The 8,267-nt window shown below is 61.1% G+C and carries 10 protein-coding genes; 2 read left to right on the forward strand and 8 right to left on the reverse strand.

Annotated elements, in window-relative coordinates:
• Together WCE35_RS17575 and WCE35_RS17580 are read right to left on the reverse strand one after the other, a co-directional pair.
• On the reverse strand, positions 1–306 hold a 306-nt coding region (locus WCE35_RS17575; protein WP_424594602.1), incomplete at its 3' end, for a (2Fe-2S)-binding protein.
• Positions 303–1,184 (reverse strand): FAD binding domain-containing protein, encoded by an 882-nt coding sequence (locus WCE35_RS17580; protein ID WP_424594603.1) that lies wholly within the window; start codon positions 1,182–1,184, stop codon positions 303–305. The genes WCE35_RS17575 and WCE35_RS17580, both read right to left, overlap by 4 nt.
• Positions 1,185–1,370: 186 nt before the next feature.
• Between WCE35_RS17580 and WCE35_RS17585 the strand changes: the two genes are divergently transcribed.
• A complete protein-coding gene (locus WCE35_RS17585) occupies positions 1,371–2,477 on the forward strand; it encodes an LLM class flavin-dependent oxidoreductase (RefSeq protein ID WP_424594604.1) in 1,107 nt (368 codons plus the stop codon).
• Between the two features lie 25 nt (positions 2,478–2,502).
• Positions 2,503–3,378: a polysaccharide deacetylase family protein gene (locus WCE35_RS17590; protein WP_424594605.1), complete on the forward strand. Its 876-nt coding sequence runs from the start codon at positions 2,503–2,505 to the stop codon at positions 3,376–3,378.
• A gap of 51 nt (positions 3,379–3,429) precedes the next feature.
• Here WCE35_RS17590 and WCE35_RS17595 read toward each other — a convergent pair whose 3' ends face one another.
• The 6 genes from WCE35_RS17595 to WCE35_RS17620 all read right to left on the reverse strand — a co-directional run.
• On the reverse strand, positions 3,430–3,984 hold the full coding sequence (locus WCE35_RS17595; RefSeq protein WP_424594606.1) for a flavin reductase family protein: 555 nt from the start codon (positions 3,982–3,984) through the stop codon (positions 3,430–3,432).
• 10 nt (positions 3,985–3,994) lie between these two features.
• Positions 3,995–5,221 carry an acyl-CoA dehydrogenase family protein gene (locus WCE35_RS17600; RefSeq protein WP_424594607.1) on the reverse strand — a complete coding sequence of 409 codons (1,227 nt, stop codon included), beginning with the start codon at positions 5,219–5,221 and terminating at the stop codon, positions 3,995–3,997.
• A gap of 105 nt (positions 5,222–5,326) precedes the next feature.
• The gene (locus WCE35_RS17605; protein WP_424594608.1) at positions 5,327–6,202 is read right to left on the reverse strand and encodes an ABC transporter permease; all 876 of its coding nucleotides are present in this window, start codon (positions 6,200–6,202) and stop codon (positions 5,327–5,329) included.
• The gene (locus WCE35_RS17610; protein WP_424594611.1) at positions 6,199–7,041 is read right to left on the reverse strand and encodes an ABC transporter ATP-binding protein; all 843 of its coding nucleotides are present in this window, start codon (positions 7,039–7,041) and stop codon (positions 6,199–6,201) included. The genes WCE35_RS17605 and WCE35_RS17610 overlap by 4 nt, the downstream gene beginning before the upstream one ends.
• Entirely contained in the window at positions 7,029–8,075 is a 1,047-nt protein-coding gene (locus tag WCE35_RS17615; RefSeq protein WP_424594609.1) for an ABC transporter substrate-binding protein, read from the reverse strand. Before WCE35_RS17615 ends, WCE35_RS17610 begins: the two co-directional genes overlap by 13 nt.
• Positions 8,075–8,267: isocitrate/isopropylmalate family dehydrogenase (locus WCE35_RS17620; protein ID WP_424594610.1), on the reverse strand; the 193-nt coding region annotated here is incomplete at its 5' end. The genes WCE35_RS17615 and WCE35_RS17620, both read right to left, overlap by 1 nt.

Below are 8,267 nucleotides of genomic sequence, written 5' to 3' on the forward strand. Positions count from 1 at the left end.
GCATTGCAGCGCGTTACGGTCGCGAAACGCGCGCTGCAAATCGGCAATCTCGCCGCTGTCGGATAGCCCTTCGATGGTCTCGACCGAAGCCTGATTCGCCTGCGCCGCCAGCATCAGGCAGGAACGCATGATGTCGCCATTGACGCGCACCGTGCAGGCGCCGCAACCCCCCTGTTCACAGCCAACATGGGTGCCGGTCAATTTGAGATGCTCGCGGAGGAAATCCGCGAGATTTAACCGCGGCAAAACAAGGGTATCGATGCGCTCGCCATTAACGTCGAGCGATAGAGGTATTGGAGCCGTCACGCAGCCCCTCCCGGGTCGAGATCAGGACGACCAAGCAGCGAGGACACACAGCGCGTCAGAAGCACGTTGGCCAGATGCAGGCGCATGGCGGCGGAGGCCTGCTGGTCCTCATGGGGATTGAGTTCCGCGCGGAGTGCCGCCGAAGCTTCTGCCAATACCTCGGATGTGACGACGACATTGACAAGCTTGCCCGCAGCTCCAGCCAGCAGTGGCCGGTCGCCGATCGCGAAGTAGCCGAGACGGAGATCAGCGAGCCTGTCACCGCTTAACTCGGCCTGTGCGGCCAGACCAACGATGGCGTAATCGCCCCGTCGCCTTGCGAACTCATGGAAAAAATGCGCAGAATCCTTCCGCAAGATGGGCAACTCGACGGCGACCACCAGCTCGTGCACTGTAAGCGCGGTCTGATAGATTCCAGTGAAGAATTGTTGCGCCGCAATCCGCCGCTCGCCTCCCGAGCCGCGGACAACGATCGTCGCTCCCAACGCCATCATGCAGGCGGGAAGTTCGGAAGCCGGATCGGCGTGCGCCAGGCTTCCGCCGATCGTGCCACGGTTACGGATCGCCGGATGCGCGACATAGGCGATCGCATCAGCCAGCAACGGCGCAAGGGTCGCAATTTCACGGGACCTTTGCAGATCGACATGACGCGTGAGCGCCCCAATGGTGAGGACATCGTCCTTCACCGCAATCCCACGCAGCTCGGCGAGTTCGCCGATATCGACGATGAGTTCGGGAGAGATCAGCCGCAGGTTCATCGCCGGCATCAGGCTTTGGCCGCCGGACAGCACCTTGGCCTTGTCGCCATGCGCGGCGAGCAGTTCCAGCGCGTTGGCAACGCTGGTGGCGCGAGCGTAACTGAAAGCCGAGGCTTTCATTCCGACATGACCTCCCCCGACCCGGACTTTCGGTGCTTTTGTTGGATTAGACGGCGACAACTTTTAAAGGTCAAGTTTGTTTTATCGAGTGATTATTCGGCACTCCGGACTTTTGGACTTGTCATGATGCTACGAACGACGCACGTTTGCTCCCAAGCAAGAAGCTGCCCTCGGGAAGAGCAGATCATGAAGCTCGGGTTCTTTACGATGCCGATCCATCCGGTTGACAAGGATTGGCGGCAATCCCTCCAGGAAGACCGCGAAGCCTTTCTACTGGCCGACCAACTGGGATTCACCGAGGCTTACGTCGGCGAGCACATTACCGACAAGGCGGAGAACATCACCTCCTGCATCGCCTTCATCGCCTGGCTCGCCGCGGCAACCAGGCAGATCAAGCTCGGCACTGGCACGGTGAACATGCCGAATACCCACCCGGCCGCGCTCGCCGCCTCGATCGCGATGCTCGATCACATGCTTGACGGGCGCCTGATCTTCGGCATCAGCCCCGGCGGGCTGTTGTCGGATGCGGAAGTGTTCGGCAATCTCGACGCTGACCGCAACGCGATGTTCGTGGAGGCGATTAATCAGGTACTGCAGATCTGGGCAAGCGAGCCGCCGTACAATCTCCAAGGCAAATACTGGAACGTCTCGGTGCAGAAAACCCTGATCGCGGAAATCGGGCACGGTTACATCGCGCGACCGCTGCAGCGGCCGCATCCGCCGATCGTTGTGACGGCCGTGGCGCCATTTTCGAAAGGCGTGACGGAAGCGGCCGCGCGCGGCTGGGATCCGATCTCGGCGAATTTCCTGATGCCGGCCTGGGTGAAAAGCCACTGGCCAAAATATGTCGAAGGCTGCGAACGGGCCGGGCGGGCGGTGAACGCGGCGAACTGGCGTGTCGCCAAGAGCGTGTTCGTTGCAAGGGACGCCGCGACGGCAAAAGCCTATGCCACTGATCCGGACGGGCCATATGTCTATTATTACCGCTCGCTGTTCACCAAGCTGAAGCGCAGCGGCCGCATCGAGTTGTTCAAGACCCGACGCGATCAGCCCGATGACGAGGTGACACTGGAGTCGATCTGCGACAAGCTGATTATTCATGGCACGCCGGAGGACGTTGTGGATCAACTGCTGGGATTCCAGGAAGAAGTAGGCACCTTCGGAACGCTGCTCTATGCCGGCAAGGACTGGAAGGATCGCGAGCTCGGCCGCCAGTCGATGATCCTGATGGCGGAAAAGGTGATACCGCGGATCAATGCAGGAGCATCGCGCCGCTCCAACGCTGCCGAATAGTCCGCTTACTCAAGGAAATGCTGCCTTGGCCCTCAGCGATCGTATCCCCTATCAGGCGCAAATCGACCGGCCGAAACTGGCGCTGCCTGGCGGCAAGAAACTCGCGGTTTGGGTCATCCTCAATGTCGAGGAATGGCGGATCGAGAACGCGATGCCGCGCACGGTGCTAAGCCCGCCGATGGGCCAGCCATTGCTGCCCGACGTGCCGAACTGGTCGTGGCACGAATACGGCATGCGCGCCGGCTTCTGGCGGCAATTCAAGGCGCTGACCGACCGCAAGGTACCGGTGACGCTGGCACTGAATGCGAACGTCTGTAACGCCTACCCGAGGGTCGCCTCCGCCGCGCTCGAAGCCGGTTTTGAGTTCATGGGCCACGGATTCTTTCAGGGTCCGATGCACCGACTCGACAACCAGGCCGACGCGATCAAGCGTTCCGTCGAAACCATCACGAAATTTGCCGGCAAGCCGCCGCGATCGTGGGAAAGCCCCGGCCTGACCGAGACCGAGGAGACCATCGATCTGTTGCGCTTCAATGGCATTGAATATCTGGCGGATTGGGTGATCGACGATTTGCCGCAGGATATCGCCACGCCGCACGGCACCATGACGACGATCCCCTATTCGGTGGAAACCAACGACATCGTCATCCACGCGCTGCAGCATCTGCCTTCCGAGCAGTTCCTGAAGCGCTGTACCGATCAATTCGACAGGCTGTATCTCGAGGGTGCCTCAAACGCGCGCATCATGGCGATCTCGATTCATCCGTACATCACCGGCGTGCCGCACCGCATCAAATATCTGGAAGCGCTGCTCGACTACGTCATCGGACATGACGGCGTTGCGTTGATGACCGCAAGCGAGATCGGTGACTGGTATCGCGCCGCGATGACGAAGAAATAGCCAGCCGCAATCAGACTGCCTGGCGCGCGCGCGTGACCGGCGCTTTGCTGTTCATGAGGATTTGTTGCCGTCACCGGCAAGGAACCGGCCAAAGCTGCCGCGTGCAAACAGCAGCGGCTCGTGCCGGTTATAGGCATAGGCCTCGACGGCGCCCAGAAAGATCACGTGGTCGCCGCCGTAATAGCGGTTAGCTGCGCGGCACTGGAAATTGGCGACGCTGTCGGCCAGCACCGGCGCGTTGCCGAGCCCTGGAGTCCAGGCCACGCCGGTGAACTTGTCGCCGGCTGATTTTGCAAATTGCGAGGCCAGCGCCTGCTGGGATGCGCCCAGGACATTGACCGTGAAATGGCTGGCGTTCTGGAAGGTGGTCAGGCCCTGCGAAAACATGCTGAGGCTCCACAGTACCAGCGGCGGGTTCAGCGACACCGAGGCAAAGGAATTACAGGTCACCCCATAGGGTTTTCCGTCGGCCGCCATTGCCGTGACGATGGTCACACCCGTGGCAAAGGTGCCGAGCGCATTGCGGAAATCGCGAGGATCGATCGCCGAATTGTCGCTGGCGAATTCGTTGGCCGGATCGGCCGGATGTTTGGGTGAGTCAGACATCCGCCGGGCCTCAGAGCGTCAGGTTTTCGGACGGCAGGCCGAGCGCTACGCGTCCATAATTGGTCCCCGCCGCATCGAAATTGAACGCGAGGTGCGAATTTATTGCGTGCGCGTCACGAAACTGGCGCTGCAACGGACCTGACGTGAACAGGCTGCGTGCGCCGCTCGCCGTGAACAACAGCGATACCGCTTCGGTGCAAAGATTGACCGAGAAAGCGCCGTCGCGCCGCAGCCTGGTCTTGGCCGCCATATCGGGAATATGCCCGCGCTTTGCGTCGGCCATCGCGGCGATGCAGTTCGTCCGCATGATGAGGCGAGCGGCGTCGATCTTGGCCGACGCTTCCGCGATCTTGATTTGTGTAGTCTGCAGGTCGCCGAGCTTGGCGCGATTATAGGTGGAGGCGCGGTGCCTGGAGACCTCGACATAATCGTCCAGACAAGCTTGCGCGTTCCCCAGACCCACGCCGGACAGCACATAGGGAAAAAGCGAGAACACCGGCAGGGAATAAAGCGCGTTCGGATTGACGGCGCTGCCAGGCGTCGGCCCGCCGGTAAGCTCACTGACCGCGACCGTCATCTGGTTCATAACAAAAACATCCGCCACCTTGACATCGTTCGAACCTGTTCCTCGCAAACCCGTCGCGTTCCAGGTATCGTTGACCTTGTAGTCGCGCCTGTTGAGCAGGAATATCCGATATTCAATGCCGTCGGCTTCGTCGTCGGACGCAACGACGCTGGCGAGCATGTTCCATTCGCAGGACTCTACGCCCGACGAAAACGGCCAATGGCCGTTCAACACATACCCGCCATCGACCTTTCGGGCGCGGCCGGCCGCAAAGATGAACGAGGATGCGATCAGCGCATCGGCATCCTTGCTCCAGACCGCGTCCTGCGCCCGGCGATCGAACATGCCCAGCATCCAGTGGTGGCTCGCGAGATTGGCAAAATTCCACGCCACGGAAGCATCGGCCTGTCCCAGCGCGTCGGCACAATCGACCAGCGCGACATAATCGAGTTCGGAGCCGCCCACCCGTTTGGGCTGCACAATCCGGAACAGACCGGCATCGTGCAAATCGCGCTCGGTCTCCGGCGGCAGACGCCTCAATTCTTCAGTCCTGGACGCGCGTTCACGCAGCTTTGGAATGAGCGACTTGGCACGAGCGACCACGGCGGCATAGCTGTCCGTATCGGGCCCTGCGGGCGGGCTCGTATCAGGCCTGCGGCCATTCCCTGCCATTGACGTTTCCTCGCTCGGCCCGCCTGCCGTGGTGGTCTTACGACGAAGGCTGTCCTGGCAGTTTATCGTCTGATCATCAATGATCAAGGAGTGCGAGGAACATGGCTATTCCGCCATATTGTGCTGCTGCCAGCGCAACAGATATGCCTGCAACCGCCAGATCATCGCCGACAGCGCAACGCCGACCAGCATCAGGACGATGACCGCGACCATCATGCCCGAGGCTTCCGCGCGCGCCTCGGACTCGATGATCAGCCGGCCGATACCGCGCTCCGCCCCGATGAATTCGCCGACGATCACGCCGATCAAAGCAAAAGATATCGCTGGTGACAGCGAAGCGAACACCCAGGCCATGGTGGAGGGGATGACTACGGTGCGGGTGATCTGCCATTCGCTGGCACCCAACAGGCGCGCGGCGTTGACAAAGCCCTCGTCGATCGATCGCGCGCCCTCGAACGTGTTGAAGAACACCAGGAACACGACCACGATCCACGATGTCACCACCTTGGATGCGTCGCCGATCCCGAATGCCAACACGATGATCGGCGCCAATGCGATGCGGGGAACAGAGTTCACCGCGGTGATAAAGGGCTGAAAGATCGCGCTGAGCCGGTCGGAGCGGCCGAGCAGCAATCCCGCTGCGAAGCCGGAGGATACGCCAATGATGAAGCCAAAGAAGGTATTCTTCAGTGTGACCGCGGTCGCGACCCAGAGATTGTTTTCGTTACGCGCCATGCATTTGGCGAAGTCACCATTGAACCAGCCGTTGAACGTGCCCATCTTGGACTTGATGCAGCCCAGGATCATAAAGTGTTCGAAGATTTCAGACGGCTTCGACACAAAGTAAGGATCAAGCAGATCCGGCACGACCCAGGGGAATCCGGCGTGCAGATCATAGCCCCACTGCCAGATCGAAAGCACGATAACGCAGATCAATATCTGCCATGCCAGCGTACTTGCACGGTTTCGTGCCATCCTCATCGGCTGCGCTCCTTGACGAATTCTTCGCCGAGCGAATGCCAGATGTGCTGGAACAACTCTGCGTACCGCGGCGTCTCGCGTACCTTCACCGTGTCGCGCGGCCGCGGAAAATCCACCGCGAACATATCCTTGATGCAGCCGGGACGCGCCGAGAACAGAATGATGCGGTCGGCCAGCGTGAGGGCTTCGCCAAGGTCATGGGTCACGAACAAAACCGTTTGCTGCTCGCGGTCCCAAATCCGCAGCAGAACCTCGTGCATGTCGATCTTGGTGTGGGTATCGAGTGCACCGAACGGCTCGTCCATCAGCAGGATCTGCGGCTCGACCACCAGCGCGCGCATCAGCGCCGCGCGCTGGCGCATGCCGCCCGAGAGCGCCGACGGGTAAGCCCGTTCAAACCCCCCAAGTCCGGCCTGGTCAACGCAGGCCGCGACCCGTTCCCGGCGCTCGGCATCGGGGACGCCGGCCAATTCCAGCCCGTAGCCGATATTGCCGGCGACCGTGCGCCAGGGAAACAGCGTGTCGCGCTGGAAGATATAGCCGACGTTCGGCGTCGCCTTCCCGGCGATGACCGGGCCGCCGTCGATCAGAATCTGACCGCTGCTCGGCCTTACCAAAGTCGCGATCATGTTCAGGATCGTGCTCTTGCCCGAACCCGATGGCCCGAGCAGCGCGACGAATTCGCCGCGCCGGACGCTGAACGAAACGTCGCGCACCGCTTCGATGGCGGCGCCGGCGATCTGAAAGGATTTACTCAATCCCCTGACATCGATGCGCTCGGCCTCGGTTGGCCGGATGACAGGGGTCGCGGACGGAATCGGCGCGTTCAAGCCGGATATGCCTTTCTTGCCGCTTCGACGAAGCTCGGGCTGAAGACCTCGGCAATCGTAAGCGGCTTGATGCCGGTCATTTCCCGGAACCAGACTTTTTCACCGCGCGCAAAGCCCGCCGCATCGATGGTGGCTTCATAGTCTGCAACCTTCTGCAGCGCCGCGATTTCGAGGATGTTGGCCGCACGGGAAGTACTGCCGACATAAGGCTCGATCACATCATAGATTTGCTCGGGCGTATGAGCCTTGACCCATTGCGTCGCCCGCCAAATGGCCGTGACGAAGGCTTGCATCTTGGGCGGATCCTTGTCGATGGTCGATTGCAGGGTGAAATGCGACGTCACCGGCACCTTGCCGCCGATATATTTGTTCCAGATCGTCTCGTCCGTTCCGTCGAACAACAGCGCACCCCAGCCCTGCGCATTCGAATCGTTCAACAGCGACAGCGAACTTACGAGCACATCGACCTGCTTGGTTTTGAGCGAACCCAGCATGGTGTCGACGTTGCCGGTCCCGATCCAGGTGACTTTCTGGTCGAGTCCCATCGTCTCCATGTAATAGGACGCCCAGACGTGATTGGTGCCGCCCAGCGACGACACCGAGACAATCGGTTTACGTCCGTCCGGCCGCTTCCAGGCCGCGAGCGCTTCCAGCGTATTGATGCCCTGCTCGTGCAGATCCTTGCGGATGATGAACATCACCGAGCTGGAGCGGGTATCGACCGGCATCAGCACGCGCCCGGCGCGGCCGTGATTGCTGAGCTGCATCGGGTGGGTGATGTCGCCAATGCCGATATCGCCTTGTGATGATGCGATGATCTCGCGCGTCTTGACGCCACTGCCGCCCTGAACGAGCTTGCAGTCGAGACCCGCTTCCTTGAAATATCCGATCCGGTCGGCGATGAATTGCGTCTGGTAGACGGGCACCGCGACCGGATAGATCGCGCGGCCGGCCTTGTCTTCGGCCTCCGCCCTTCCCGCAGCCAGGGCAGCGCCGCCGCCCGCGATGATTGTTAACGCTGAACGCCTGGTGACGTAGGGCATCACGCGTGCTCCTTCTCCTTGCCGGCAACTTTTTCAAGGGCACTCAGCACCGCGTCGCCCATTTCCACCGTTGAAAGTTTTTTGGCGCCCGGCTCGGCGATATCGGCTGTCCGTGCGCCGGCTGCCAGGGTCGCGTCCACGGCCTTCTCGAGCAGACCCGCATCCTCCGGCCGGTTCATCGTCATCCGCAGC

The sequence above is a fragment of the Bradyrhizobium sp. genome (assembly GCF_049691595.1).
Lineage (GTDB): Bacteria > Pseudomonadota > Alphaproteobacteria > Rhizobiales > Xanthobacteraceae > Bradyrhizobium.

Bases quoted from the DNA above. Each gene is read 5' to 3' on its own strand.
- WCE35_RS17580 (WP_424594603.1), bottom strand. From the start codon at position 1,184: ATGAAAGCCTCGGCTTTCAGTTACGCTCGCGCCACCAGCGTTGCCAAC.
- WCE35_RS17585 (WP_424594604.1), top strand. From the start codon at position 1,371: ATGAAGCTCGGGTTCTTTACGATGCCGATCCATCCGGTTGACAAGGAT.
- WCE35_RS17595 (WP_424594606.1), bottom strand. From the start codon at position 3,984: ATGTCTGACTCACCCAAACATCCGGCCGATCCGGCCAACGAATTCGCC.
- WCE35_RS17600 (WP_424594607.1), bottom strand. From the start codon at position 5,221: ATGGCAGGGAATGGCCGCAGGCCTGATACGAGCCCGCCCGCAGGGCCC.
- WCE35_RS17605 (WP_424594608.1), bottom strand. From the start codon at position 6,202: ATGAGGATGGCACGAAACCGTGCAAGTACGCTGGCATGGCAGATATTG.
- WCE35_RS17615 (WP_424594609.1), bottom strand. From the start codon at position 8,075: ATGCCCTACGTCACCAGGCGTTCAGCGTTAACAATCATCGCGGGCGGC.